Source organism: Solemya elarraichensis gill symbiont (assembly GCF_002021095.1).
Lineage (GTDB): Bacteria > Pseudomonadota > Gammaproteobacteria > Chromatiales > Chromatiaceae.
The window spans coordinates 1-1,772 of the sequence record NZ_MPRK01000310.1; the positions used below are offsets into that span (position 1 = coordinate 1).

A 1,772-nucleotide genomic window follows, 5' to 3' on the forward strand; every position below is an offset into this window, starting at 1 on the left:
ATCTTGTTGGCAAGTGCTCGGATTTCTTTTTCGTTCATCGTGCTTATCTCCCGTAGGGGTTAATGATAAGCAGATACACAAACTAATTTACAGTCTCATACCTCGCGTGCCATCCGGACTGTTGCCTTGACTCTCCTGCCCCACAACGGTCTCAACAATGCCGTTTGGGCCGATGCGGCGAATGCGATTATTACTGCTCACATCGTTGATGTAGAGCGAACCGTCTGGATGCATTGCTATATCGTTGATTACACCGAACCTTGCCTCGGTGGCCGGGCCGTTATCACCAGAAAACCCGTACTCGCCTGTTCCGGCCCAGGTCTCGATCCAGTCGTCGTAGCTCCAGCGGCGTACGAGTCCGTCATATGTGCCGATGTAGAGAAAGCGGTTGTCCGGACTGAGTGCCAATGCGGATGGTGAAGCCAGTGGCAGGCGTGTCGCTGGTGTCGTTTCCGGATCGGCATCGTCTGGAACAAAGGCACGTGCAGATGGGCCGTCTGTTGTGCTGACTGCGTCACTGCCGTTACCGGCAATGATTTCAACTTTGTAGTTGGCGATAAAGCCGCCATTTGCATCAATGACGCCCTCGCCCGACGGGGTGATTCTATAAACGGCATTGCATTCTGAATCTGCAATGAAGATGTCTCCGTTGGGGGATGCAATAACATCTGCGGGATAGCTAATCCTGTATGAATCTGCGGGTACGACAGATGCCGTATTTTTACCGATATAAGGACGTTCTGAACGAATTTCGGTGACGCCACCATCTGTGTAGGTGTGTTTTGCTTCGCAGCGATTGATGCCTGCTGTACCGCGGCCTGTCAGCTCGGTGATAACACCATCTGGTGTCAGGCGTGACAGCAAATAGCTGTTGTTAACGGCTGTAATGGTTAACAGGTTACCTTCAGGATCGATAGACATCCTTTCAAAATATCCGGGAATATTGGCGCTATTTGGGACTGTAACGAGTTCACCATTCACCACCTCTGCAATGTAATTGGCAAAGGCGATATAGAGACGTTCACCATCATGGGCGATATCGATCGGGGCACGAGGAAGATCGGTACCTGAACGGCCCTCTCCGTAGACTGTCTGGAGCACCGGTTCGTCGAGTATCTCTTCAGATATGGCGCCGGTCGGCAGCAGCAATGCGCCCTGTTCGACGTCGAGTTGCGGGATGCCTGCCAGTTGCCATTCGCCTATGTTGGCTGTTTGTGGTTCCTGCTTATTATTCCCCAGGGTCAATGGGAAAGTTGTGCATGTACTAATTTCTGCATTTGCCCGGTCAAAAAATACCCCGGACTCACCCAGGTCACTGCCACGGCTATTTGTATCGCTGATTCTGTTATTGATGGAGCCAAATGCCTGTGAAAAGGCGTCTGCCGACTCATAACGAACAAGATTGTAGACATAACAAACCTCAACACCTGCATCAATGACACTCTTCGTACGTCGGCCATACGCATCACGTCCATCCCAGCTGACAAAATGCCCCAATTCAGGCCCGGGGTCATAACTCGCTCGCATACTCCTGCCATTGATTGTTGTGGCCACATCGATACGTTTCAACTGCTCACTGACATTCTCACCTGTCAATGGAATAGTGATCTCATCAGGGACTTTAGAGCGCGTACTGAACAGCAGCGGGCGTTGTGACCCTGTAATCGGGATCATCCAAGCGTGTCTTTGATCTCGTGATGTAAAACGGGACATCCAAGTCGCCCTTTTACACTCGATCTTCGACAGCCTTTATTGCCCCGGACGCCCTGCGT

At 51.4% G+C, this 1,772-nt stretch carries 1 protein-coding gene; it reads right to left on the bottom strand.

What is annotated here, in order from left to right:
- Positions 1 to 87 precede the first annotated feature (87 nt).
- The gene (locus BOW51_RS10500) at positions 88 to 1,713 is read right to left on the bottom strand and encodes an NHL repeat-containing protein (RefSeq protein ID WP_135568264.1); all 1,626 of its coding nucleotides are present in this window, start codon (positions 1,711 to 1,713) and stop codon (positions 88 to 90) included.
- Positions 1,714 to 1,772 lie beyond the last annotated feature (59 nt).

What these genes read in the sequence shown, in the direction of transcription:
- BOW51_RS10500 (WP_135568264.1), bottom strand. Translation starts at nt 1,713, where the DNA reads ATGTCCCGTTTTACATCACGAGATCAAAGACACGCTTGGATGATCCCG.